This window comes from Streptomyces sp. NPDC004609, from assembly GCF_042873655.1.
Lineage (GTDB): Bacteria > Actinomycetota > Actinomycetes > Streptomycetales > Streptomycetaceae > Streptomyces.
This window is the reverse complement of the sequence record NZ_JBIALS010000005.1, coordinates 21,573-46,625: the sequence shown is the minus strand read 5'-3', so window position 1 is coordinate 46,625 and position 25,053 is coordinate 21,573. Positions and strand designations below refer to the sequence as shown.

Below are 25,053 nucleotides of genomic sequence, written 5' to 3'. Positions count from 1 at the left end.
GTAAACGGTGATGGCCGGGGGCAGTTGGGATCCCCGGAACCCGGCGAGGGACTCGGGCGTCTTAACAGACGTGGGCCGCGCCGGAAGACACGGCAGATCCCGAGGAAGACCCAAGGCAGATCCCCGAGTGGCGGAAATGCCGGACTGACCCCACACGCGGGAGCGGTCCGGTTATAACGGGAGGCAAGCGCCAGGCGCGCATCCCTCGCCACGCGCTTGATGGAGCACAGTCCACGTTCGGCCCCCGGGCGGCGATCCTGCCGCAGGCGAAGCGGGGGACGCCCATGCCACCGGGCATGGGGCGGTGATGTGCCGATCCGTACGTACTGGTACACGTGATACCACGTAGTACGTACACGCACGCAGTACGCACACCAGACGTATTCGTACGCACAGTGAAAAGTTGCACACATGGTGTGATGTGGACCTCGGCGTTCAACGGAAAGGAACGAGCGCTCATGCGCGAGATCCTCGGAAGGCGACGCAGGCTCCGGTTTTGGCGTAAGAAGGGGCCGGTACAGCCTGCACGGCTTGAAGCGGCGCTCACCTGCGCCGCCGCGTGGCGATGGCCCGTACTCCCCGGTGTGGGACTGTCCGGGGCCGGCGGCGGTCGGGGGCGGCGCTGCGCCTGCCCCGACCCGGAGTGCGTCGTACCCGGCGCACACCCCTTCGACCCCGGTCTCCTCGCGGCGACCACGGACGAGCGGATGGTGCGCTGGTGGTGGACCAACCGGCCCGCCGCCCCGATCGTCCTGGCCACCGGCGGGCACGCGCCGTGCGCGGTGAGCCTTCCGGCGCTGGCCGGGGCCCGTGCGCTGGACGCGCTCGACCGGATGGGCGTCCGGCTGGGACCCGTGATCGCGACGCCGACCCGCTGGTCGCTGCTGGTCGCTCCGTACAGCCTGGAAGAACTGGGCGAACTGCTCTTCGTCAAGGACTGCGTACCGAGCTCGCTCCGCTTCCACGGCGAGGGCGGTTATTTGGTGCTGCCTCCGTCGGAGACGGGCACGGGCCAGGTCCGCTGGGAGCGGGCGCCGCTGCCCGGGGCCGCCGCGCCCTGGCTGCCGGATGTGGAGACGGTCGTGGACGCGCTGGTCGAGGCGAGCACGAGCGCGCCGGACGGCGGAAGCCGGCTCGCCTACTGAATTCCCTGTCGGGGCTCGCCCTCCCGGTCGTCACTCGTACGGGTTGGAGCGGGCCCGAGTTGTACGGGAATTGGGCGAGCGGGCCGCTGTGCGCGGGTTTTCCGCGGATACCTTCGGTCTGCCTTGCCAAGACAGAGTGTCCGGAGCATCCGGAATTCCCGCGCAATGGGTAGGTGGCCCATGAATCTCCGCAAGATCGGGATCGTTTCGGTCGTGACGGTCGCCGTCCTGCTGCCGCCCGCCGCGATGGCGGGCCCGGCCGAGAGGCTGCTGTGGCCGCAGCGTTCGGCGCAGGTCTCCGAGGGCGACGGGGACAGTGGGAACGACAGGCCCTCAGGGCGGGGAACGGACGCCGAGGAGACCGGTGGGTTCCCCGGTGCCGGAGGGAGCGGCTCCGGAGAACCGGAGGGCGGGACGGCGCCCTGGGGGCCGGACCCGGCTCACGGAGATCCGTCCGACGCGGCGGCCGACCGGAAGTCAAGGGCACGGCAGACGGCCGAAACATCACCTGATCACGGCGCTTCTGCCGGGTCCACGGCCACCACCCGCTGCGGGCCGGAGCTCGCCTCCCCCGACGGGGTCGAGGCCCAGACCTGTGTACTGACCCATGGCCATGACACCTGGGCGCGTGCGTATTACCGCAACGCCACGGGCGCGGAATTGCGTTCCGTACTCGCTCTCATGGGCCCCGGCCGGCGCACCGTACAGATCAATTGCGTGGTCGAGGCAGGCGATGAGCCGGGTGTCTGCGAGACGCCCAGGCAGCGCGTCCGTGCTGGTGGGACGTACTGGGCGGTGGCGGAGTTCGCCGCCGCGGCCGGGGCGGCGAACGGGCGGTTGCTGCTGAGGTCCGGCAGTAACTCCGCTGATTCCACGGGCGGTTGAGAAGGCGCCGGGACAGTGCCGAAGGGCACCCGGCGTCCGGACACACAAGGGCCCGGTCGCTGGCGACGGGGGATGCACCAGCGACCGGGCTCTTAGAACGGTAACAAGAGATCTGCGGTTCGCAAATTCGATCTCGGGTATTCGGACAGCGACTCAAGCACACTTGGCGCGAGTTGTGACCGGAGTCACCCGGCTTTTGCTCCGTGCCGACCGGCACCGGCCACCCCTCTCAACTTCCCCTGAACCAGGGGAAGTCGGGAGTCGGGCGCGGGAATCCGGGCGTTGCGCCGGGGTCCTCACCCGGGAGCCCGCGGCTCCGGGGTACACCTCCCGGGCCCGTCGGAGTGTCGGCCGGGGCATCCGGCGGCCTACGGTTCCGGGTCCGCGCGCCGTACGGCTCAGGGGCCCGGGGACCTACGGCTCCGGACTCCGGCCGCCTACCGCCACCGCCCGCGCGGGCGTACCCGACCCGGTCCACGGCGGTGTACACGGCCCCGGACGCCGGGGCGGGACGCCTCGGAAGCGGAGGCGGACGGACGGCCACCGGATCGCGGTGGCGTACGGATCGCGGCGTGGGCCGGGGGGTGTGCCGGCCCCGGTTGCGCACCGGGGCCGGAGCGTCGGGTTCCGTGCCTGCGGTGCCCGTGCCTGCGGTACGGGCGCGGTGCTCGTGCCTGTCGTGCCGCGCGGGGCCTGAGCGGTGATTCCGTTTCCTCGGGGCGTGCGGGTCCGGAGCGTCGGGTTCCGCGCCCCCGCAGGCTTACGGCTCCGGGGGCGCGGTGGCACGCGTTCGCGGCCCGGCGGCGCGGCGGCGGGCCGCGCCGGCTCGGGCTCGCGGCCGTCAGCTCAAGGTGACCTGACGGTTGGTGAGGCCGCCGCGGGCCCTGCGCTCCTCGCCGGTGAGCGGGGTGTCGACCGCGAGCGCCTCCGCCAGCCGCTCGGCGAACCCGGCCGCGGGCTTCTCGCACTCCTCGGCGCCCATCCCGCTCGGCAGATCCCAGACCGGGACCACCAGCCCGTGCGCGCGGAACGACCCGACGAGCCGGGTCCCCTCGCTGAGCGAGCCCGCTCCCGCCGCGTGCAGCCGGGCGAGCGCGTCCAGCAGCTTCTCCTCGGGGTGCGGCATGACCCAGCGCAGGTGGTTCTTCTCCGGGGTCTCGCACCAGTACGCGGCGTCGGTGCCGGAGAGCTTGACGGTCGGGATCGCCGCGGCGTTCGCCCGCTCCAGGGAAGCGGCCACCTCGGGGGTCGAGTTCTCCGCCGACTCGGGGATCCAGAACTCGAATCCGGCGTGCACCTCCGGCTCGAAGGGCGCGGCGGGGTCCAGCAGGTCCTGGAGACGCGGCCCCTCGCTTGACGAGGAACGCCCGGCGCCGACCGGATTGCCCGGCTCCGCCGCCAGCGCGCGGGTCAGCGTGTCCGCCAGATCGCGGCTGAGGTCGCCCGACGAAGTGTCGTTCTGGAGACCGAGCAGCACCGAGCCGTCGTCGCGGCGGAGCGCGGGCCAGGCCATCGGCAGGACGGTCGCGAGCGTCACGGACGGTACGCCCTCGGGCAGCCCGTCCCTGAGCGTGAGCCGTACGGTCGCGGCGGGGACCAGTTCGCGCAGGGCGACCCAGTCGCATTCGCCGGCCAGACCCTCGAACGGCCGCTGGACCAGCTCGGTGACGGCGTGTGTGGCGGTGCGGCCGTGGCACGCCTTGTAGCGGCGGCCCGATCCACAGGGGCAGGGCTCGCGGGCGCCCACCACGGGTACGGGCTCATCGGCACCCGCGGTGCGGCCCCGGCCCGTGGGCTGCGGCCTGGATGCCTTGGTCTGGGGGCGCTTCTTGGCCATGGTGCGGCTTCTCCCGATAGCGGCGTTGCGTACGTAGGTGGCGGCACCCGGGTGCCCCGGGGCCGGCTGCGGCTGTGCTGCCCGCCGGCGAGTGCGTGCCGCGGACTCCGTACCGCCGGCTCCGCCGACTGCGTACCGCACTGCCGACTGCTGTGTACTGCGGAATGTCTCTGCTGTGATGGTTGGGATGGGTGTGGTGGGCGGGATGTGCTTGGGCGCGAGCCTAGTCGCCCCCGGTGTCCACGGGGGCGCAGGATCGGCATCGGCGCCGTACCCGGCTGTACATGGCCGTACGCGGCCGTACCGGTCGGCTGCGCGGCGGCATGCGGAAAGGGCGTACGACCCCGGGCGCCGCCCGAACGGTCGTACACCTGCGCCGTCTATCTGCCGCTGCCGTGGACGGCCCGCGCCCAGGTCCAGAACGGGGTCGGGCCGTGCCGGCCGGTGCCCGTGGTTCCGGCCGGTGCGTCTGTTCCGGTGCCTGATGAGTGTCTCTGCCGGTGTCCGCCGCTCAGTCCTCGTACGACTCCGCGAAGTCGAAGCCGCCGCCGGGGCCGGTGACGCGCGTAGCGAAATCGTCTCGCCGATGACCCTCCGTGACGACCACCCATACGGTGATCTCGCCCGCCACACCATCACGGACGCCCCAGTCCTGCGCCAGGGCCGTGATGATGTTGAGCCCCCGCCCGCCGCGTGCGGTGACCGACGGCGTGGACGGCACGGGCCGCGTGGGACCGCCCCCGTCCGTCACTTCGACGGTCAGCCGGCCGGACGGATCCACCCGCCAGGCGGCACGGACGTCTCCGTCGCCCACCTCGGCGTGTCCCAGCGGCCTGCCGTGGCGGCAGGCATTGCTGAGCAGCTCGGACAGAATCAGAATCGCGTCGTCGACGACCGGTTCGGGCACGCCGCTGCGGTGCAGCTGCTCTCGCATCCGGTGTCTTGCCTCGCCCACGCCCGCAGGGCCATGGGGTACGGCCATGCTCGAAGACGTGGGCACCTCCTGTGCCACCACCAACGCCACCCCCGAGACCTCCTTTGCCCCACGCCACGGTGTGAATGCCCCGGGGGAACGGGCCGGAAACCGGGCCGGAACAGGTCGATGACGCACTCCTGACTCTTGAGTACGTACCGAATGCGCCGGTGCACTCCCTGTAGTGGGTGCTCCGGGCACGGGCAGGGCACTTCGGGGTATCCAACTGTTCGATATGTAGGCAAATAAGGATTAAATAAGGCTGTACCGGGCCGTATGTGAACGTGATGTGCGCAGAGCGGTGTGGCGCGTGTTACAGCCGCCCGAGCTGGGTGAGGACCTGTGCGGGGCGGTTGGTGATGATCGCTTCCACCCCGAGCCGGACGCACAGCTCCACGTCCTCCGGCTCGTCGACCGTCCACACGTGGACGGCGTGCCCCGCCCGGTGCAGACGCTCGATGTACCCGGGGTGGTTGCGCACGATCCGGATGCCGGGACCGGCGATCCGTGACCCGGCCGGCAGCCGTCCGTCGCGCAGCCGCGGGCTGACGAACTGCATCAGATACACCGTCGGGATCTTCGGCGCCGCCGCGGCGACCCGGTGCAGCGAACGGGCCGAGAAGCTCATGATGCGTACGGGCGACTCCTCCGCCGACGCGGGCGCGGCCAGCCCGAAGCGGCCGAGGAGCTGGAGCAGCCGCTCCTCCACCTGGCCCGCCCAGCGGGTGGGATGCTTGGTCTCGACGGCCAGCTCGATACGGCGTCCGGAGTCCGCGACCAGTTCGAGCAGCCGCTCCAGGGTCAGCACGGAGGTCAGGGACGGGTCGCCCCAGTCGGGGCTCTCGGCGGAGTCCTCGCGGCCCTTCCACGTACCGAAGTCGAGCGCCGCCAGGTCCGCCAGCTCCAGGGCGGAGACGGCGCCCCGGCCGTTGGACGTGCGATTGACGCGCCGGTCGTGCACGCAGACGAGATGCCCGTCGGCAGTGAGGCGAACATCACATTCGAGGGCGTCCGCGCCGTCGTCGATCGCCTTCATATAGGCGGCGAGTGTGTGCTCGGGCGCGTCCTCCGACGCGCCTCGATGGGCTACGACCTGGGTGTTGGGCTGCCGTGCTGGGGTCACCGCGTCATGGTGTCACCGAGATGGCGGGGGCGGGCGCAGGGGGCGGGACGCGGTGTTCATCCGGAATGTGGTCCACCGCGGAGAGCCACGCCCGTTTTGCACCATGTAAAGGAATTCCCGGAATACGCACAGGTCCTGCTTACAGTGGCCTGACGGGCGGTGGGAAATGCTGACCGAGGACAGTCGAAGCGTGGATTCCTGACCGATGCGAACGATGTGGAACCCAGAGGAGAGAGAGCTGTGAGCACTGAGAACGAGGGCCACGAGGGCACTGCGCAGCCGGCAGCCCCACCGGTACCTCCTGTGCCGGCAGTCACTCCCGAGGGACCGCCGGCGCCGCCGCCCGTTGCGGACGGCGTGCGGGGCCCGGCCGGTGAGGCCGGTGCCACCGCGTCCGGCGGCGCGGCCCCCAGCCCGGGGAGCGCTCCCGGATACGCCGGGCCGCCCCCCGGTCCCGCGGCCGCACACGGAGGCGCCCCCGCGGGTGCCCATCCGTCCGAGCCGGCCACCGCGCCGCTGCCGGGCCCCGTCCCGGCGGCCCCCGCGGGGGCCGCCGGCTGGCCGACCGCGCCGGGCGCCGGCCACGCCCATGGCGCTGCCCATGGCGGCGACGGCACGGCGTGGGGCACTCCGGTCCAGGTCGGTGCCCAGCCTCCGCGCAAGCGGGCCGGCGGGCTGCTCGCGGCGGTCCTGGTGGCGGCGCTCGTGGCGGGCGGGGTCGGCGGCGGCCTCGGCTACTGGGCCGCCGAGCGCAACGACAGCAACATCGGCTCGACCACCGTCCCCGCGGCGGAGATCCCCAAGGACCTCCAGCGCGATCCGGGCACGGTCGCCTCGGTCGCGGCGAAGGCGCTGCCGAGCGTGGTCACCATCGAGGCGAAGTCGAGCGGCGCGGGCGGCGACATCGGCGGCAGCGGCGAGGCCGAGGGCGGCACCGGGACCGGATTCGTCTACGACCAGCAGGGCCACATCCTCACCAACAATCACGTGGTGGCCTCCGCGGCCGAGGGCGGCACGCTCTCCGTGACGTTCTCCAACGGCAAGAAGTACGACGCCGAGGTCGTCGGGCGCGCCCAGGGCTACGACGTCGCCGTGCTGAAGCTGAAGAACGCGCCCGAGGGGCTGAGCCCGCTGGCACTCGGCGACTCCGACAAGGTCGCCGTCGGCGACTCGACCATCGCGATCGGGGCCCCCTTCGGCCTCTCCAACACGGTCACCACGGGCATCATCAGCGCCAAGAACCGCCCGGTCGCCTCCGGTGACGGCTCCAGCAACAAGAACTCGTACATGAGCGCCCTCCAGACGGACGCCTCCATCAACCCGGGCAACTCCGGCGGCCCCCTCCTCGACTCCCGCGGCGCCGTCATCGGCATCAACTCCGCGATCCAGTCCTCCGGCGGCTTCGGCCAGTCCCAGGCCGGCTCCATCGGCCTCGGCTTCGCCATCCCCATCAACCAGGCCAAGAACGTCGCCGAGCAGCTGATCAAGACCGGTAAGCCCGTCTATCCGGTCATCGGCGCCACCGTCGACATGTCGGGCAAGGACGACGGCGCCAAGATCGCCACCGAGGGCGCCGGGGGCACCCCCGCGGTGACCCCGAACGGTCCCGCCGCGAAGGCGGGCCTCAAAGCGGGCGACGTCATCACCCAGTTCAACGACAAGCCGATCGACAGCGGCCCCACCCTGATCGGCGAGATCTGGAACCACAAGCCGGGCGACCAGGTGACCCTGACGTACGACCGCGCCGGCAAGGAGAACAAGGCCACCGTCACCCTCGGCCAGCGCACCGGCGACAGCTGACCGCACCCACCTCCTGGCCCACCCCACCCCGCCCGCCCCTGCCCGCCCCGCAAAACGCTGCTGCGATCCCCTCCACCGGGCCGGTACTCTGTAGGCCGCTCCGTGCCAGGTGAGGCGGGGCGCGGGTGGGTTGCCCGAGCGGCCTAAGGGAACGGTCTTGAAAACCGTCGTGGCGCGAGCCACCGTGGGTTCAAATCCCACACCCACCGCAGGTGAACGGCCCCTGACCAGGCACATCGGTCGGGGGCCGCTTGTGTGTCCCGATGCGGCTCTCGTTCTCCGTTCGGCTCCGTGCGGCGGTGGCCGGGGCGTGGGCCCTGGTGGTCGCGGTGCTCGGTGAGTGCCTCCCAGTTCCACGGGCCGGTGCGTGACAGCGCACAGGCGTGTGGCTCGGCCTGATGCGGCGCCCGCTCTTCCGTTCTTTCGCCGGGTCAGCGGCGGCGGCCCGAGGTGAGTCTGGCGGCCGAGGTGATCGTGGCGCGGGCCTCGCGCTCGGTCAGGCCGGCATGGACGGCAGCTTCGGTGAGGGCGTCCACCAGGGATTCGCCGATGCCGTTCTCGTACGCGCGGCAGGCGGCCCAGAAGAGGCGGGTGTTCCGCTGGCCCTCGTGGGCGGCGAGGACGAAGTGGACCAGACCCTGGCCATGGGGCGGGCGGGGCCGGGCGTGCGCGGGGCGGTGGGGGCGCGCGGGCGGTGTGACAAGGCGCAGGAGTGCGCGGGGGCAGCGAGCGGGGGACAGATGCGCCGTACCGGGGGCGAGGCGGTAGGCGCCGTGGGCCGCGACCGAACCGGGCCCGACGAGGTAGCCGCCGAATCCGCGCACGTCGATGCCGGGAGCGAGCCGACCCGCGGAATTCGGTACGACGACATCCGGGGGACCGGTCAGCCACAGATGGCGGCCGCCGCTCGGGGTGAGGACCGTGACCGTCTCCGGGATCGTGAACAGATGCCGCAGTGCCAGGTCCCGCAGCGCGGAGAGGGAATCGGCCACGGAGCCCGCCGTGCCCGTGACGCCCGAGGGCCCGCTGGTGTCGAGGTCGATGCCGATCAGATGGTGCGGTGGCCTGCCGCAGGCGATGCCGTACCCCGTGGCCCAGGGCGCGGCGGCGAAGAGTGCGCGGACGCCGGCCGGGTCGGTGGTGGCGTCGTGGACGCCGTGGCCCGGGAGGCCGCATTCCCCCCGGCACAGGACCGGTTCCGCCTCGCCCCGGTGCGGTGAGCGCAGGGCCGGGAGCTTCGTGGGCGACAGGGGGATGACGGGGAGCCCGCGCTCCGCGGCGGCCAGCGCATGGGCGAGGGCCAGGGTGGCGGTCTGCCGGTCGGTGATGGCCATGGCTTTATTTTCGTACAAGCGTTCGAAGAAAGGAAGGGGGAGGGATTGGCTGAAAACGTGCCGTAACGCTTCGCCTCGTACGGGGGCAGGGTTCTGTCCGTGCTGAGGGGGTGTTTGCGGCTCTGAGCTGCGGTTCTGCGGGCGTGAAGGGGGTTTATCGCCTTGTCCTCACGCTTGAGGGGGAATCGCTCCGGCTTGGGTGGTTCGCCGGGGATCTGCTGGGCAACTCTGAGGTCGCGACGTCGTGACCACGAACCGGGGCGGTCGGCCAGCCGCCCGGGAACCAGCCGTACTTCTGCACTTCCCGTTCATGGAGGAAAAGACATGGCAAGCATCCGTACCGCCCGCGTCCTCGCCGCTGTCGCCGCCCTGCCTCTCACGGCCGCCCTCTTCTCGGGCGTCGCCGCGGCTGACAACGGCGCCTTCGCGGACGACGGATCGAACGCGACGGTCGCCTCGATCATCGGCAGTGGCGTCGGTGGTGACAACTGGGGTAATTCGACCACCAGTCAGCAGGTCGCCAGCGGCGCCGGGGCGTCCAACCAGAGCAATATCGCCAGCGTGAACGGCTCCGCCTTCACCGCCATCGATCAGGACAACACGGTCGTGAACTTCACGAACCTGTGGTGACACCAGGCCCGAGGGGGGCGTCGATCGAGGGGTGAACGACTGCCTGCGCGGCGGTGCTTTGGCGCCGTCGCGCAGGCAGTCGGTGCGTTGGGGGTGGTTGGCGCGTTGGGGGCGGTGCGGGGGCGCGGGCGGCCCGCATCGCCGGCGGCCGGGCGGAGTGGCGGGGTCGGTGACCTTGACAGGCACCCTTTTTCTGACGGACAGTCAGAAACCCGATCCTGAGATCCCGTACGCCCGGGAGGCCGCCGCCGTGCACCTCGCCCCGACGGAGCGGCAGCAGCAGCTGCGCGCCGAACTACGCTCGTACTTCCGGGCCGTGATGCCGGACGGCCCCCCGGCCGCCGCCGACACCGGCGCCCAGCGCTCGCTGCTCCGCCGTATCGGCGCCGACGGCATGCTCGGCCTCGGCTGGCCGGTCGAGTACGGAGGCCAGGGCCGCGGGCCCGACGAGCAGTTCGTCTTCTTCGACGAGGCGTACCGCGCGGGCGCGCCCGTCTCCATGGTGACCCTGAACACCGTCGGCCCGACCCTGATGAAGTACGGAACCCAGGAACAGAAGTCGTTCTTCCTGCCGCGCATCCTCGGCGGCGAGACCGTGTTCGCGATCGGCTACAGCGAGCCCGGGGCCGGGACCGACCTCGCCGCGCTGCGCACCCGCGCCGTACGCGACGGCGGGCACTGGGCTGTCGACGGCCAGAAGGTCTTCACCAGCAACGCCCAGAACGCCGACTGGATCTGGCTCGCCTGCCGCACCGACCCCGAGGCGCCGAAGCACAAGGGCATCTCGATCATCCTCGTGCCGACGGACGCTCCCGGTTTCTCCTGGACGCCGATCGAGACGGTGGGCGGGCTGACCACGACCTCGACGTACTACGACGGCGTACGGGTGCCCACAACGAACCTCGTCGGTGAGGAGAACGGCGGCTGGGGGCTGATCACCAACCAGCTCAACCACGAACGGGTGGCGCTGGCCGCGATCGGCATGCAGGCCGAGGACTTCTTCGCGGCGGCGCTCGAACGGGCCCGTACACCCGATCCGGTGACGGGCAGGCGTCGCATTGACGAACCGTGGATCCAGTTCCGGGCCGCCGAGGCACAAGCACGGCTGGCCGCGGCACGCCTTCTCAACTGGCGTTTGGTGGGTGACGTGGGGGCGGGCCGACTGGCTCCGGGCGATGCCAGCGGCGTGAAATTCATGGGAACCGAATCCGCGGTCGCGGTGTATCGAATGTGTCAGGAGATTGCGGGGGACGCGGGATTGATCCGGGCCGGATCCCCCGGCTCGCTGCCGGCGGGCGGATCGGCGACCGGTCGGGCGGACGGTCCGGCGGGCGGCACGGGCGAGGGGGAGCTGGAGCGGATGAACAGAGCAGCGCAGATCAACACCTTCGGGGGAGGGGTGAGCGAGGTGCAGCGGGAAATCGTCGCGACGATGCGGCTCGGTATGAAGAGGGGGCGGCGGTGATGAAATCGCACGGAGAGGTCGCCGGGGGCGGCCCAGAGGGTCTGTACGAACGGCTGAAGGCATACGAAGGGCGGCTGGCCACCGTCGCGGGCGTCGGCAAGGACATGGTCAACGAGCCGATGATCAGGCACTGGTGCGAGGCCGTGGGGGACACGAACCCGGCGTACCGGGGACCGGACGCCATCGCTCCGCCGACGATGCTGCAGGCATGGACGATGGGTGGCCTGTCCGGGCACACGGACCGGTCGGCCGCCCAGGACGAGCTGTTCGCCCTGCTCGACGGCGCGGGATACACCTCGGTGGTCGCGACCGACTGCGAGCAGGAGTATCTGCGGCCGCTCCGTCCGGGAGACCGGATCACCTTCGACGCGGTGATCGAGTCGGTGTCCGACCGCAAGACGACGAAGCTGGGGACGGGCCACTTCGTGACGACGCGGATGGACATCGGGGCGAACGGAGAGCCCGCCGGGACACACCGGTTCCGGATCCTGAAGTACGCCCCGGCGGGGACATCGTCCGCGGCGACGTCGTCCACGGGCAGGCCGACTGCGGAGAAGCCGTCCGCGGCGAGGTCATCAGGAGGGAAGCCGTCCAAAGGCCGTTCGGGCGCGGACGGGCGAGCCGTGGGCCGGTCGCGGGCGGGTGCGGCGCAGGAGGAGAGCCCGGCTGCCCCGGGACCGGGCGCCAGACGGCCGAGACCGGTGATGAACAGGGACAATGCCGGATTCTGGGACGGTGTTGCCGAGCACCGGCTGCTGATCCAGCGGTGCCGGGGCTGCGCCTCCCTCCGCTTCCCCTGGCTGCCGGGGTGCCAGGCGTGCGGCGCGTCCGAGTGGGACACCGTCGAGGCGAGCGGCGCGGGGACCGTCTACTCCTACGTGGTGATGCACCATCCTCCGTTCCCCGCCTTCGACCCGCCGTACGCGGTGGGGCTGATCGAGTTGGCGGAGGGCGTGCGGATCGTCGCCGGAGTGACGGGTGTGCCGTACGACAAGGTGCGGATCGGTATGCCGGTGGAACTGGAGTTCCTCCGCGTGGACGAGGACCTGGAGGTCCCGGCCTTCCGGGCCACGGGGGTGACGGGCGCGGGCGGCACGATGACGAGAGCGGGCGCGGGTGCGGACACCGCCACGACGGATACGGATACCGGCGCGGGGGTGCGCGCCGCTGCGGGCGCGGTACCGGGCGGGGGTGCGGGCTGATGGACTTCACCCCGACGGAGGAGCAGGCCGCCGCCCGGGACCTGGCGGCCCGGGTCTTCGGTGACCTCGCCACCCCGGACCGGCTGTCCTCGCTCGGCACCGGCAGCGACGCCGAGCTGTGGAAGACCCTGTGCGCCACGGGCCTCATGGCGGCGATCGAGGACGTCGGGCTGCTGGGCCTGGTCCTGATGCTGGAGGAGCAGGGGCGTACGACCGCGCAGACCCCCTTCGCGGTGAGCGCGGTGCACGGACTGCTGACGGTGACCGCGTACGGCACGGACGAGCAGCGGGCGCGCCTGCTCCCGGGGCTGCGGGACGGGACGGTGGTCGCGACGGGCGCGCTCGGCGGAGTCGTCGGCGGACACGGGGCTGTTCGGGCGGCCGTGCCCGGCAGGCCGGACGGAGGGGGCGCGGCAGCGGGCGGGGCGCAGCCCGTTCAGGGGAGACTGACCGGCACCGTGAGCTGGGTGCCCTGGCTGCGCGATGCCACCCATGTACTGGTCGCCGACGCCGACCGGGCCCTGTGGTGGGTTCGGGTCGCCGACGCGGAGACCGGGCCGGTGGAGACCACGGGGCCCTGGTCGGCCGGTCGCCTCGTCCTGGACGGCACACCCGCCGAGCGATTGGGGGCGCCGGACGGCGTCCCGTTCCGCGCCTCGGCAGACGCCTCCGCCGGAGCGGTCCCGGTCCCGGTCGCCGGCCGGCCGGGCGACTCTGCCGGAGCGGGTGGCCACGGCCCGGTCTCGGCCGATGCCTCCTCCGGTGGTTCGTCCGAGAACCCTTCCGGGGTGGGCACCGTGCGGCCCGGTGCGTACGAGGAGGTCCTTGCCGTGAGCCGTGTCGCCTTCGCGGGGCTTCAGGCCGGGGTCTGCGCGGGCTCGCTCGCCCGTGCCGTCGAGCACACCTCGACCCGTGAGCAGTTCGGACGTCCGCTCTCCACCAACCAGGGCGTTCTGCTCCGCGCGGCCGACGCGTACATGGACACCGAGGCGATACGGGTCACCGCGTACGAAGCGGCCTGGCGGTACGACGAGGGTCTGCCGTTCGCCGCCCATGCGCTGACCGCAGCGTGGTGGGCGTCGGAGGCGGGGACCCGGGTCGTCCACGCGGGCCAGCATCTGCACGGCGGCCTCGGCGCGGATCTGGACCACCCCGTCCACCGGCACTTTCTGTGGGGGCGGCAGCTGGACATGTATCTGGGGTGCGGCAGCGAAGTGCTGGCGGAGCTGGGAGCACTGCTCGCGAAGGAGGGGACGTCATGAACAGCGGTCAGCCGGACCGACCGGGTTGGTCCGGTCACCCCGACCGGTCGGGTGGGCCTGTGGCGGCCGGTGATCCGGGCGGGTCCGCCGACCCGGGCACGTTTGTTGATCCCGGAGAGTCCGGGCCGGCAGGCGAGTCGGGGCGGCCCGGGCGGCCTGGTCGGCCCGGGCGGGCAGGCGAGTCCGGCCAGTCCGGTCGGTCGGACGGTACGGGTGGGCCCGGTGGCGAGGGTGGGCGCGAGGTGCGGGCCGGTGATGAGCTGCCGCCGCTGGAGATCCCGATCACCCGCACGCTGATCGTCGCGGGGGCGGTGGCGTCCCGTGACTACCAGGATGTGCATCACGACGCGGAATCGGCCCGGCAGAAGGGCTCCCCCGACGTCTTCATGAACATCCTGACGACGAACGGCCTCGTCGGGCGGTACATCACGGACTGCCTGGGGGAGCGTTCCGTGCTCCGCAAGGTCGCGATACGGCTGGGCGCGCCCAACTACCCGGGAGACACGATGGTGTTGCGCGGCACGGTGACCTCCGTGGAGGACGACACCGCGGAGGTCCGGGTCGTCGGGTCCAACGGTCTCGGTAACCATGTCACCGGGACGGTGTCGGTGACCGTTCCCCGGGCCACCGCCGGCGGGAAGGCCGCCCCATGAGTATCCGTGGCAAGGACTCGCTCGGCGGGCGGGCGGCGGTGGCCGGTATCGGGGCGACGGAGTTCTCCAAGGACTCGGGGCGCAGTGAGTTGAAGCTGGCGGTGGAGGCCGTGCGAGCCGCGTTGGACGACGCGGGCCTGTCCCCCGCCGACGTCGACGGGCTCGTCACCTTCACGATGGACACCAGCCCGGAGGTCACCGTCGCCCAGGCGGCCGGTATCGGCGAGCTGTCCTTCTTCTCCCGCATTCACTACGGAGGTGGTGCGGCCTGTGCCACCGTGCAGCAGGCCGCTCTCGCGGTCGCGACGGGTGTGGCCGACGTCGTCGTCTGTTACCGGGCGTTCAACGAGCGGTCCGGGCGGCGCTTCGGTTCCGGAGTCCAGCACCGGGAGCCGTCGGCGGAAGGCACGGCGCTCGGGTGGAATCTGCCGTCCGGCCTGCTCACGCCCGCGTCCTGGGTGGCGATGGCGGCCCAGCGCTATCTGCATGCCCACGGCCTGACACCCGAGGCGTTCGGCCCCGTCGCCGTCACGGACCGCCGGTACGCGGCCCGTAACCCCGCCGCGTACTTCTACGAGAAGCCGATCACCCTCGCCGATCACGCCGCCTCGCGCTGGATCGTCGAACCGTTGCGGCTGCTGGACTGCTGCCAGGAGACCGACGGCGGTCAGGCGATCGTCGTCACCAGCGTGGAGCGCGCCCGTGATCTGCCACAGCCTCCCGCGGTGATCGTCGCCGCCGCGCAGGGGGCGGGGCGGGCGCAGGAGCAGATGACGAGCTTCTACCGTGACGATCTCACCGGGCTGCCCGAGATGGGGGTGGTCGCCCGGCAGCTCTGGCGGACTTCGGGGCTCGGGCCCGGGGAGATCGACGTCGGGATCATCTATGACCACTTCACGCCGTTCGTGCTGATGCAGCTGGAGGAGTTCGGCTTCTGTGGACCCGGTGAGGCGTCGGACTTCGTGGCGGAGGACGTGTTGCCGCTGAACACCCATGGCGGGCAGTTGGGAGAGGCGTATCTCCACGGGATGAACGGCATAGCGGAGGCGGTCCGTCAGATACGGGGGACCTCGGTGAACCAGATACCGGGCGCGTCCCGGACGCTGGTCACCGCGGGCACGGGTGTCCCCACATCGGGCCTGATCCTGGGTACGGACGGCTGATACGGAGGTCCGACACGGCCCCGGCACGGATACCCCGGCACCCCGCCATGGACACCCGGCAAGGCGGTTGTTCCGGGAGCGCGTCCCGGAGCTCTGCCCAGGCGACCCGCGCCACCAAGCCGGCGCCCGCCCGGAACGTGTCTGTGGCGGCCTGAGCGATGCCGGGAACGGGTGGCGGGGTTCAGCCGGACGGAAGTTTCTGCTCCGCGGCGGAGCGAAGCCTGGCGGGCCTGCTCAGCCCGCTCGTCGAGGGTGCCTGGCCGTCCTTGCCGTCCTCGCCGCCTTGGGTGGCCTCGCCTTCCATTCGTCCGCCGTCATCCGCCAGATGACGTCGATCCCCACTTCGCCGGGAGCGACGGGTCCTTCGGCTAGGGGTATGCGTTCGACCTCGGTGAATCCCAGGCGGCGGACGACGGCTCCGCTGGCGGAGTTGGCGGCATCGTGATGGATCTCGATACGGTCGATGCCCGCCAGCTGGAAGCCCTGACGGACGAGCGCCGCAGCGGCCATCGTGGCCAGACCCCGTCCGGTCCCATGCGGGTGGAGCCAGTAGCCGATGTCGAGACCGCCCGGTCCGATGCGGCGCATCAGGGCGCAGCTGCCGATCACCGCGGCGTCCGACGTGATCGCATAGGCGAAGGACTGCCCGTTCTCCCACTCCTCCCGGTTCCGGGCGAGGAAATCGGTGGTGTGCTGCCTGCCGGGAGCAGATGCCCGGGGCATCCACGGCACCAGATGGTCCAGGGACTCGTGGATTGTCCTGTCCAAGGCGTCGAGATCACTCATACGCCAACGGCGCAACTCCACCTGGTGAACTGAGAATCTCGGCAGGCTCTTCCATACTCCGGATGCTGTCGCAGCCCGGCCGGGACCGACAACGCGTTATCGGCTGCCCCCTCGGCCCCTGCCCCTGCCCCGGCCCCGGCCCCTGCCCCGGCCCCGGCCCCTGCCCCTGCCCCTGCCCCTGCCCCTGCCTCGGCCCCTGCCCCGGCCTCTGCCCCCTGCCGGTCGCCGACCGCCCGCTGGTCGGCCACCCGCCACCGACCGCCCGCTACCGGCCACCCGCTGCCCGACCAGGGCACGGTCGGGACTCCTCAGCCGACAGCCACGGCATCGCCCGCGAGCGTCCGGGGAGACCGGCGCCGTCGCCCCCGGCAACCGTTGGACGAACACTGCCGGTGGAAAGCGGACGGAGCCCCCGCAGCGGCATCGTTTCGTCCACCCGTGTCCACCCGGAGGTGTACGACCCCTACGACCCGCCTTGTTCGCCCGTTCCCCCATCCGTACCACCGCCGGGACCGTGTGTGCACGGCGGGGAAGGGGTTCGCCCGGGTTCGGGGCCGGAGGTTCCGCCCTTTCGGCGCCCGTCCCGCCCCTGGAAATCGGATCTTCCGGCCCCGAGCGCCATGTCATCGCCCCTGAGGGTCTCCTCCACCTTCAGGAGGTGAGGCTGACACCACCCGTACAACCTGAGGCGGACATGCCTTCAGGACCTGTGGCCGATCCGCAGGAGTAGGACCCGCTCCTAGCGTGGACCTATGACCACGCCAGTCTGCACAAGCGCCTCGAAGGCCGCCGTGCCGGTGCCTCCGTCGTACGGAGCCGACGCACGGTACGCGACCTACGCCCGCTATTCGTCGTTCTCGTCGTATGTACGGGCGCGGGGGCCCGTGCTGCTGCGAACCGCACGTTCCCTCACCGCCAACCCGAGCGACGCCGAGGATCTGCTCCAGACCGCGCTCACGAAGACGTATGTGGCATGGGAGCGGATCGAGGACCACCGGGCGCTCGACGGCTATGTCCGCCGGGCGCTGCTCAATACCCGCACCTCGCAGTGGCGCAAGCGCAAGGTGGACGAGTTCGCCTGTGAGGAACTGCCCGAGCCGGAGACGGTACCCGCGCCCGATCCCGCGGAGCAGCAGGTCCTGCACGACGCGATGTGGCGGGCCGTGATGAAGCTGCCGGACCGACAGCGGGCGATGGTGGTGCTGCGGTACTACGAGGACCTCAGCGAGGCGCAGACGGCGGAGGTGCTCGGGGTGTCCGTGGGGACGGTCAAGAGCGCGGTGTCGCGGGCGCTGGGCAAGCTGCGTGAGGATCCCGAACTCGCGCCCGTACGTTGACCTGCACCCGCGCCCTCCGCACCCCGAGCCAACAGGCCCCGAACCAAAAGGCCAACAGGCCCCAGGTACCCAGACCAACAGGTCCCCGGCCCCCGACTTCCGTATCCCCGGGTCGCCGGACCCTCCTGAAGTCCCATACGTCCAGGTCCGCCAGGTTCCCCCAAGCCTCAAGTCCTCCAGGGCCTCAAGTCCTCCAGGGCCTCAAGTCTCTCAGGCCCCGAGTCCCGGACACGGCGCTCCCGCCGCCGTTTCGTACGGACGGCTCGGCCGAAACGTCCCGCGAGGGGTAGTGACATACCGCTTGGTACGCGCGCAGAATCAGCACACCCCTACTCTCACGTAGCGCCAGCGCCCAACGGGAGGACGCCGTGCTGAGCACCATGCAGGATGTACCGCTGACCGTGACCCGCATCCTGCAACACGGGATGAGGATCCACGCCACGTCGCAGATCACCACCTGGACGGGAGAACCCGAGCCGCAGCGCCGAAGTTTCCGGGAGGCGGGCGAGCGGGCGGGTCAGCTGGCCCACGCCCTGCGCGACGAGCTGGGCATCGACAACGGCGATCGCGTGGGAACCCTCATGTGGAACAACGCCGAGCATCTCGAAGCGTATTTCGCGATCCCGTCCATGGGCGCCGTGTTGCACACCCTCAACCTCCGCCTGCCGCCCGAGCAGCTGGTCTGGATCGTCAACCACGCCGCCGACCGCGCCGTGATCGTCAACGGCTCTGTGCTCCCCCTCCTCGTACCGCTCCTCCCCCACCTTCCGACGGTCGAGCACATCGTCGTATCGGGCCCGGGGGACCGTTCCGTGCTCGCGGGCGCGGCCACCGAGGCACGGGTGCACGAGTACGAGGAGCTGATCGCGGGCCGCCCGGTCTCCTACGACTGGCCGGAGCTGGACGAACGTTCGGCCGCCGCGATGTGCTACACCTCCGGGACCACCGGCGACCCCCGGGGCGTGGTGTACTCCCACCGCTCGATCTACCTCCACTCGATGCAGGTCAACATGACCGAGTCGATGGGCCTGACGGACAAGGACACGACGCTGGTCGTCGTCCCCCAGTTCCATGTCAACGCCTGGGGTCTGCCGCACGCGACCTTCATGACCGGTATCAACCTCCTCATGCCGGACCGTTTCCTCCAGCCCGCCCCCCTCGCCGAGATGATCGAGCGCGAGAAGCCGTCCCACGCGGCGGCCGTCCCCACCATCTGGCAGGGCCTGCTGGCCGAGGTCACCGCGAACCCCCGCGATCTGACGTCGATGAGGCATGTCACCATCGGCGGCTCCGCCTGTCCGCCCTCGCTGATGGAGGCGTACGGCAAGCTGGGCGTACGGGTCTGCCACGCCTGGGGCATGACGGAGACCTCCCCGCTCGGCACGATGGCGCACCCGCCGGCCGGGCTGTCGGCCGAGGAGGAGTGGCCGTACCGCGTCACCCAGGGCCGTTTCCCGGCGGGCGTCGAAGGGCGGCTCGTCGGCCCGGCGGGCGAGTTCCTGCCGTGGGACGGCGAGTCGGCCGGTGAGCTGGAGGTCCGCGGGCCCTGGATCGCGTCGGCGTACTACGGCGGCGCGGGCGGCGAGGCGATCAGGCCTGCCGACAAGTTCAGCGAGGACGGCTGGCTGAAGACCGGCGATGTCGGCGTCATCAGCGCCGACGGCTTCCTCACCCTCACCGACCGCGCGAAGGACGTCATCAAGTCCGGCGGCGAGTGGATCTCCAGCGTCGAGCTGGAGAACGCGCTGATGGCCCACCCCGAGGTCACCGAGGCGGCCGTTGTCGCCGTGCCCGACGAACGCTGGGGCGAGCGCCCGCTGGCGACGGTCGTCCTCAAGGAGGGCGCCACGGCGGACTACGGGACGCTGAAGGAGTTCCTCGCCGGGAAGGTCGCGAAGTGGCAGCTCCCGGAGCGGTGGGCGGTGATCCCCGCGGTGCCGAAGACGAGTGTCGGCAAGTTCGACAAGAAGGTGATCCGCAGGCAGTACGCGGACGGTGAACTGGACGTCAGCGAGTTGTAGGTCCGCCGGTACGGGGGTGGGCCCGCCCCGCTCCCGTACCTCCGCGGATGCCCGCGCGTGTACGGAGGGATCCGGGGCACTCCAGCCGTACCCGCCCCCGTACCCCCACCGCATCTGTACGGGCCGCCCGGCCACCCCGCCGCACCCGCACCGCCACTCGGCCGCCACCGCATCGGTACAGGCCGCCCGGGTCCGTACCGCTGCCGCTCCCGGCCCGTAGCTCATAGCTCGTCGGTCCGCCCCGACCCGCCCCGCGACCGGACGCGCCGACGGCTCAGTTCGTGCCGATCTTCGCGAGCAGGTCCACGATCCTCGCCTGGACCTCGCCGCTCGTGGAACGTTCGGCGAGGAAGAGCACCGTTTCTCCGGAGGACAGCCGGGGCAGCTCGGCGCGGTTGAGACCGGCCGAGGTGTAGACGACCAGCGGAGTACGGTTCAACTGGCCGTTCGCACGGAGCCAGTCGATGATCCCGGCCCGGCGCCGGCGGACCTGCATCAGGTCCATCACCACCAGGTTCGGCCGCATCTGGGCCGCGAGCGTGACCGCTTCCGTGTCCGTGCCGGCGCGTGCGACCTGCATGCCCCGGCGTTCGAGGGCGGCCGTGAGCGCGAGCGCGATCTCCTCGTGCTCCTCGATGAGCAGGACGCGCGAAGGGTGCTGATCGCTGTCGCGCGGGGCCAGCGCCTTGAGCAGGATCGCGGGATCGGCGCCGTACGCGGCCTCCCGCGTCGCCTGCCCGAGCCCGGCGGTCACCAGCACCGGCACCTCGGCGGCGACCGCGGCCTGGCGCAGGGACTGCAGTGCCGTACGGGTGATCGGCCCGGTCAGCGGGTCCACGAACAGCGCGGCGGGGAACGCCGCGATCTGCGCGTCGACCTCCTCGCGCGAGTGCACGACGACGGGACGGTAACCACGCTCGCTCAGCGCCTGCTGGGTGGACACATCGGGCGCGGGCCAGACCAGCAGCCTGCGGGGATTGTCCAGCGGCTCCGGGGGCAGCTCGTCGTCGACGGGCTGCGGCAGCGGCCGGTTGGCCACCTCGACCGCGCCTCCCGGCCCGTCCAGCGGCTCCGGGCCCTCCGCGCCCTCGTCGGGCGCGCCTATGGCGTACGCGCGCCCCTCGGCCTCGCGCTCGACCGGCAGTCGCAGGCCGGACTGCGTCTGATGCGGGTTCTGGTGCGGATGCTGGACCCCGGGCGTCTGATGCGGGACCTGGCCCGCGACCTGGGGGTGCGGGGCCTGCTGCGGATGCGGGGTGTTCTGGGCGGTCCGGCCCGGCTGGGGATGCGGGCGGGCCGACGGTTCGGGCCCCGCGGGCCGCTCGGACCTCTCCGTGAGCTCGGGCCTCTCCGCCCGGTCGGCGTCGGGCGGCGTGGCCAGCTTGCGGCGGCGGCCGGAACCGTGGGCGGGCTGGTTCTGCTTCTCGGCGATCTGCTGCGAGAACGGCACACCCTGCCCCAGCGTCCGTACGCTGAACTCCTTCCCCTGCGACGCGTCGGCCGGCAGCGGCGCGGGTTCGGGCGCCTCGGCGGGCAGCGGCTGAGCGAGGGACGGGGGCCCGTTCGACGGCTGCGGTACGGGGCCTTCCGGCACGGGCGACGGAAGGGGCACCGAGCCCGTCCCGTACTGCTGCGCCCCCGGTACGGGGCCCTGTGCCGCCGGATCCATGTGCCGGATCGCCGCCGGGTCCATATGCCGGGCCGTCGCCGGATCCATGTGCCGGGCCGTCGCCGGGCCGGGACCCTGGGCCGTCGGCGCGGGCACGCCTGTGACACCGAGGGCCATACCGGGGACACCCGGGATCATGCCGTCGACGCCCGTGCCCTCGTCCCGCGTGGCCATGTGCTGCCCGGTCGAGTCATCCGCGACGACCAGACCGGTCGCCGGCATGCTGCGCGCGCGTCGGCGGCCCGTCGGCGCGGGGTGCGGCTGCGGCGGGGTGAAGTAGGGGTCGGTGCCGGGGATGTTCCGTACGGCGTCGTGCTGACCCGGAAGGGAAGCGTCCGCTTCTCCGGCGGTCGGGGGGACGCGGTCGGCCTCGGCGGGCGGCAGCGCGAACGCGGTACGGGCCACCTGTGCTGCCCCACCGGCCGCGGAGGCGTCGGCGGACGCCGTGCCGACGGCCATGTCGGGCACCGCGCCGGGCGCGGTCGCGGGGGTTTCGGCGGGCGCGGGGGCCAGCGCGCGCCGGGCCCGCCGTCCGGCCGAGCCCGTCGCCGGAGCCGGTACGGTCCCGGGTACCGGAACGGACGAGGGCGCCGACGGCAGCTCCGGCACTCCACCGTGCCGGGCGCGCCGCCCCGTACCTCCCGCGTCGACGGACACTCCCTGGGGCGGCACGGTCTCGCCGAGCGCCGCCCGTCCGGTCGCAGCCGCGCCCTCGGCGGCCGTCACCACGGAACCCTCGCTGGGCCGGGGCGCGCCCGCGGGCACCGCGACACCCTCCTCGGCGGGGCTGGGCCGCCCGCGCCGCCGACCGGTGCCGTGCGCTCCGCCCAGCGTGCCGTCGTCCTGGGGGGTGCCGCCCTGGGGGATGCCGTGAGGCCCACCGCCCGGGACACCGCCGCCCGAGGTGCCCCCGGCGTCCTGCGCGGGGATCAGCTCATGGGCCGCACGGTCACCACGGCCGCCGTGAGGGGCCTGCGTGGCCTGGACCCCTTGCGTCGCTCGGCCTCCCCGCGCACCCGGGATTCCCTGCACGCCGCTCTGGGCTCCCTGCGCCGTCTGGCCCGGCTGTGCTCCCCGGAGGGCCGGACCGCCAGGCCCCGGCTGCGTGCCGGCACCCGCCGGACCGGGCCGCCCCGCCTGGGCCGCCTGGCCCGGCCGGGCCGCGGGACCGCCCTGGACGGCCCTGCGCCGACCCGTCCCACCAGCCCCCGCTGCCGCCGCCGCGCGCGCTCCCGCTGCCGTACCCGCCGCGCCCGGCACACCTGTCGTACCCGTCGCGCCCGGCCCGCTCACGCCCGCGGCCGAGTCCGCCGGATGCTCCGCGACCAGCGGACTCTCCAGGAACGCGTCCGTGGAGGACCTGCGCGCGCGCCGCCGCCCGCCACCGGAGGTCTCCCCGGAGGTCTCCGGCGACACCCGCTCCGGCAGAGCGACCGCGCCGCCCGTGTTCTCACCGGGCGGGGGCACCGAGCCCGCGCCCTCCCCGAGCGGCACCTCCAGCACATACGCGCTGCCGCTCATCCCCGGCACCTCGTGCGTCTGGAGTACTCCGCCGTGTGCCCGGACGATCCCGCGCACGATCGGCTCGTGCACCGGGTCCCCCCCGGCGAACGGCCCCCGTACCTCGATCCGTACGACCTCACCGCGCTGCGCCGCCGCGACCACGATCGTCGAGTCCACATACGCGCCGCCCGGCGCCGGGCGGGCCTTGCCGGTCGAGTCGACCCCGGCCACGTCCGCGATCAGATGCGCGAGCGCCGTCGCCAGCCGCCCCGCGTCCACCTCGGCCTCGATCGGGGGAGCGTGCACCGCGAACTGCGCCCGCCCCGGCCCGATCAGCTCGACCGCGCCCTCGACCCCGGCCCCGACGATCGCGTCGAGGAGCGCCTTCGACTTGTAGAGCTGCTCCGTGTCCGTGCCGAGGCGCTGGAAGCCGAGGACGTTGTCGATCAGCGTGGTCATCCGGGCGTAGCCGGCGGCCAGATGGTGCAGGATCTGGTTGGCCTCGGGCCACAGCTGCCCGGCCGGGTCGGCGGCGAGCGTGCCCAGTTCCGTACGCAGCTCCTCCAGCGGCCCGCGCAGCGACTCGCCGAGCACGGCCGTCAGCTGCTGGTGCCGTCCCGCCAGCTCCAGATAGCGCTCGTCACGGCTCTCGATCTCGGCGGTGTACCGGTCCGCCCGGTCGGCGAACTCGGCGGCGAACCGCTCGGCCGTCTCGTCCAGCTCGGCCCGGTGCCTCTCGGCGACCTTCTCGAACGGACGCCGGTCGGTGAAGGTCATCACCGCGCCGACCAGCTGGTCCCCGTCCCGTACCGGCGCCGTCGTCAGATCGACCGGCACCCGCGAGCCGTCCTTCGCCCACAGCACCTGCCCGCGCACCCGGTGCTTGCGCCCGGACCTGAGCGTGTCCGCGAGCGGCGACTCGGGGTACGGGAACGGCTTGCCGTCCTCGCGCGAGTGCAGGATCAGCGGGTGCAGCTCCTGGCCGCCGAGGTCGCTGGCGCGGAACCCGAGGATCTGCGCCGCGGCCGGGTTGACCAGCACGACCCGCCCCTCGGTGTCCGTACCGACGACACCCTCGGCCGCGGCCCGCAGGATCATCTCCGTCTGCCGCCGCGAACGCGCCAGCTCGGCCTCGGTGTCCACGGTTCCGGAAAGATCCCGTACGACGAGCATCAGCAGCTCGTCACCGGTGTAGGCGTTCGACGAGTCGTACGCCTCCCGGCCGTCCTCCAGGCTGGCGCTCGTCACCTCCACCGGGAACTCGCTGCCGTCCGTGCGCCGCGCCACCATCCGCGCCGGCTTGGTACGGCTGCGTTCCTCGGCCGCCTCCTGGCGGCGCATGGATCCCGGGATCAGCCGGGAGTCGAACGCGGGCAGCAGATCGAGCAGTCCGCGTCCGACCAGAGCGGTGCCGGGTGTCTCGAACAGTTCGAGCGCGATGGTGTTGGCGTTGACGACCGTGCCGTTGCAGTTGACGAGCACGAGGCCGTCGGGCAAGGCGTCGAGTATGGCTGCGAGGCGAGCAGCGCCTCGGGATGGCCTGCTGCTCACGACGACGCTTCCTCCCTGACCAACCACGAATGCTGAAGCCGCTCCCCATCTTGCCCCTAGGGCCTCAGCCTGTCATTGAAGGGAGTCTAAGGGCAGCGGCTGCGCCGGGGCGTTGGATGGGGGCAGCTCTCATCGAACGTCTGGGGGGTTGTGTGCGCGTGCTGTGTGCCACGGCGCTATGACCTGGCACTCGGCAGTACGGGATGGAGAGAGTTCCAACGAGAGATTTCACAACCGTTGGTCCGGGTGAAGGTGGCGTTCACACGCCGTCCCTGCCATGTCCCCGTGACGCGCGCCTTGGCGGGCCCTCCGGCCTGCTGGGTGCACATCTGGTCCTTGTCGACCGGTTTGAACGGGTTCTTCCCCTGCCTCGCCAGCTGGTCCAGCCGCTCGCACGCGCCCTCGGCGGCCGGGTGGGTCCCCCGCGGCGGGGCGCACTCCAGCTCGTACCGCCCGTCCGTGCGGGCGTTCCCCGTCTCCGACACGACCACGGTGAGCCGGTCCGGCGCCGGCGACAGCAGGGGCAGCGGTACGGGCAGCCCCGACGCCCCCGCGGAGGTCGCGGTGGCTCCGAGCGCGGCGGCGGACACGGCGGTGACGGTCGCGGTGAGGACGATACGGCGCAGCATGAACGCTCCTGGTGTTCGTACGGAGTGGCCCCGGGTTCCGGTGGGCCGGCCGGCCTCGGTACCTCGGCGGCTCCGGGGCTCCGGC

At 72.3% G+C, this 25,053-nt stretch carries 18 protein-coding genes and 1 tRNA gene; 12 read left to right on the top strand and 7 right to left on the bottom strand.

Going from position 1 to position 25,053, the window contains the following annotated elements; translation table 11 throughout:
• The first annotated feature begins 458 nt into the window (after positions 1-458).
• On the top strand, positions 459-1,145 hold the full coding sequence (locus ACFYT4_RS06415; protein ID WP_389265862.1) for a bifunctional DNA primase/polymerase: 687 nt from the start codon (positions 459-461) through the stop codon (positions 1,143-1,145).
• Positions 1,146-1,325: 180 nt separating this feature from the next.
• The gene (locus ACFYT4_RS06410; protein WP_389265860.1) at positions 1,326-2,030 is read left to right on the top strand and encodes a hypothetical protein; all 705 of its coding nucleotides are present in this window, start codon (positions 1,326-1,328) and stop codon (positions 2,028-2,030) included.
• 841 nt (positions 2,031-2,871) lie between these two features.
• Here ACFYT4_RS06410 and ACFYT4_RS06405 read toward each other — a convergent pair.
• The 3 genes from ACFYT4_RS06405 to ACFYT4_RS06395 all read right to left on the bottom strand — a co-directional run bounded on the left by ACFYT4_RS06405 (position 2,872) and on the right by ACFYT4_RS06395 (position 5,963).
• Positions 2,872-3,867, bottom strand: coding sequence for a DUF5926 family protein (locus ACFYT4_RS06405; RefSeq protein WP_389265859.1), 996 nt, complete (start codon positions 3,865-3,867; stop codon positions 2,872-2,874).
• Positions 3,868-4,378: 511 nt separating this feature from the next.
• Positions 4,379-4,978 carry an ATP-binding protein gene (locus ACFYT4_RS06400; RefSeq protein WP_389265857.1) on the bottom strand — a complete coding sequence of 200 codons (600 nt, stop codon included), beginning with the start codon at positions 4,976-4,978 and terminating at the stop codon, positions 4,379-4,381.
• Positions 4,979-5,153: 175 nt separating this feature from the next.
• The gene (locus ACFYT4_RS06395) at positions 5,154-5,963 is read right to left on the bottom strand and encodes a glycerophosphodiester phosphodiesterase (RefSeq protein WP_389265855.1); all 810 of its coding nucleotides are present in this window, start codon (positions 5,961-5,963) and stop codon (positions 5,154-5,156) included.
• A 240-nt stretch (positions 5,964-6,203) separates the two neighbouring features.
• On the opposite strand from ACFYT4_RS06395, the gene ACFYT4_RS06390 reads away from it, so the two are divergent.
• Positions 6,204-7,763 carry a S1C family serine protease gene (locus tag ACFYT4_RS06390; protein WP_389265853.1) on the top strand — a complete coding sequence of 520 codons (1,560 nt, stop codon included), beginning with the start codon at positions 6,204-6,206 and terminating at the stop codon, positions 7,761-7,763.
• Positions 7,764-7,887: 124 nt separating this feature from the next.
• A tRNA-Ser gene (locus ACFYT4_RS06385) sits at positions 7,888-7,972 on the top strand.
• A gap of 222 nt (positions 7,973-8,194) precedes the next feature.
• Here the strand turns inward: ACFYT4_RS06385 and ACFYT4_RS06380 are convergent.
• The gene (locus ACFYT4_RS06380; protein WP_389265851.1) at positions 8,195-9,097 is read right to left on the bottom strand and encodes a bifunctional DNA primase/polymerase; all 903 of its coding nucleotides are present in this window, start codon (positions 9,095-9,097) and stop codon (positions 8,195-8,197) included.
• A 324-nt stretch (positions 9,098-9,421) separates the two neighbouring features.
• Between ACFYT4_RS06380 and ACFYT4_RS06375 the strand changes: the two genes are divergently transcribed.
• The 6 genes from ACFYT4_RS06375 to ACFYT4_RS06350 all read left to right on the top strand — a co-directional run bounded on the left by ACFYT4_RS06375 (position 9,422) and on the right by ACFYT4_RS06350 (position 15,472).
• Positions 9,422-9,727 (top strand): hypothetical protein, encoded by a 306-nt coding sequence (locus ACFYT4_RS06375; protein ID WP_389265849.1) that lies wholly within the window; start codon positions 9,422-9,424, stop codon positions 9,725-9,727.
• A 250-nt stretch (positions 9,728-9,977) separates the two neighbouring features.
• Positions 9,978-11,192 carry an acyl-CoA dehydrogenase family protein gene (locus ACFYT4_RS06370; RefSeq protein WP_389266256.1) on the top strand — a complete coding sequence of 405 codons (1,215 nt, stop codon included), beginning with the start codon at positions 9,978-9,980 and terminating at the stop codon, positions 11,190-11,192.
• Positions 11,192-12,394, top strand: a complete 1,203-nt coding sequence (locus tag ACFYT4_RS06365; protein ID WP_389265847.1) for a bifunctional MaoC family dehydratase N-terminal/OB-fold nucleic acid binding domain-containing protein — start codon at positions 11,192-11,194, stop codon at positions 12,392-12,394. The genes ACFYT4_RS06370 and ACFYT4_RS06365 overlap by 1 nt, the downstream gene beginning before the upstream one ends.
• The gene (locus tag ACFYT4_RS06360) at positions 12,394-13,656 is read left to right on the top strand and encodes an acyl-CoA dehydrogenase family protein (protein ID WP_389265845.1); all 1,263 of its coding nucleotides are present in this window, start codon (positions 12,394-12,396) and stop codon (positions 13,654-13,656) included. The genes ACFYT4_RS06365 and ACFYT4_RS06360 overlap by 1 nt, the downstream gene beginning before the upstream one ends.
• A gap of 242 nt (positions 13,657-13,898) precedes the next feature.
• Positions 13,899-14,309 carry a MaoC family dehydratase gene (locus ACFYT4_RS06355; protein ID WP_389265843.1) on the top strand — a complete coding sequence of 137 codons (411 nt, stop codon included), beginning with the start codon at positions 13,899-13,901 and terminating at the stop codon, positions 14,307-14,309.
• The gene (locus ACFYT4_RS06350; protein ID WP_389265841.1) at positions 14,306-15,472 is read left to right on the top strand and encodes a lipid-transfer protein; all 1,167 of its coding nucleotides are present in this window, start codon (positions 14,306-14,308) and stop codon (positions 15,470-15,472) included. Before ACFYT4_RS06355 ends, ACFYT4_RS06350 begins: the two co-directional genes overlap by 4 nt.
• A 234-nt stretch (positions 15,473-15,706) precedes the next feature.
• On the opposite strand, the gene ACFYT4_RS06345 is transcribed toward ACFYT4_RS06350, so the two are convergent.
• Positions 15,707-16,258 (bottom strand): GNAT family N-acetyltransferase, encoded by a 552-nt coding sequence (locus tag ACFYT4_RS06345; protein WP_389265839.1) that lies wholly within the window; start codon positions 16,256-16,258, stop codon positions 15,707-15,709.
• A gap of 752 nt (positions 16,259-17,010) precedes the next feature.
• Between ACFYT4_RS06345 and ACFYT4_RS06340 the strand changes: the two genes are divergently transcribed.
• Positions 17,011-17,595 (top strand): SigE family RNA polymerase sigma factor, encoded by a 585-nt coding sequence (locus ACFYT4_RS06340; RefSeq protein ID WP_389265837.1) that lies wholly within the window; start codon positions 17,011-17,013, stop codon positions 17,593-17,595.
• 368 nt (positions 17,596-17,963) lie between these two features.
• Entirely contained in the window at positions 17,964-19,616 is a 1,653-nt protein-coding gene (locus tag ACFYT4_RS06335; RefSeq protein WP_389265835.1) for a long-chain fatty acid--CoA ligase, read from the top strand.
• Positions 19,617-19,890: 274 nt separating this feature from the next.
• Here the strand turns inward: ACFYT4_RS06335 and ACFYT4_RS06330 are convergent, their stop codons facing one another.
• Positions 19,891-24,339 carry a PAS domain-containing protein gene (locus ACFYT4_RS06330; protein ID WP_389265833.1) on the bottom strand — a complete coding sequence of 1,483 codons (4,449 nt, stop codon included), beginning with the start codon at positions 24,337-24,339 and terminating at the stop codon, positions 19,891-19,893.
• Between the two features lie 176 nt (positions 24,340-24,515).
• Positions 24,516-24,968, bottom strand: coding sequence for an SSI family serine proteinase inhibitor (locus tag ACFYT4_RS06325; RefSeq protein WP_389265831.1), 453 nt, complete (start codon positions 24,966-24,968; stop codon positions 24,516-24,518).
• Between the last annotated feature and the right edge of the window lie 85 nt (positions 24,969-25,053).